At 37.5% G+C, this 248-nt stretch carries 1 pseudogene; it reads left to right on the forward strand.

Features of this window, described 5'->3' with window-relative positions:
• Positions 1-248: pseudogene (locus SB658_RS26350) on the forward strand (peptidase M6); the annotation flags it as partial.

The following is a 248-nucleotide window of genomic DNA, read 5'->3' on the forward strand; positions in this document are numbered from 1 at the left end:
CTGGGCAAATATCGTAGAAGTAGATTACGAGAAATTAAATAAAGGTATCGGTCTAGCAACATATTTAGACCAAAGTGTTACGAAATCTAACCGCCCAGGTATGATTCGTGTTAACTTGCCAGATAAAGATATAAAAACAATTGCTCCAGCATTTGGTAAGCAGTATTACTACAGCACAAAAGGTGACAATCTTCACACAAAAATGGAGACGCCACTGTTCGATTTAACAAATGCAACGACTGCGAAAT

The sequence above is a fragment of the Bacillus sp. SIMBA_008 genome (assembly GCF_046535495.1).
GTDB lineage: Bacteria > Bacillota > Bacilli > Bacillales > Bacillaceae > Bacillus > Bacillus subtilis.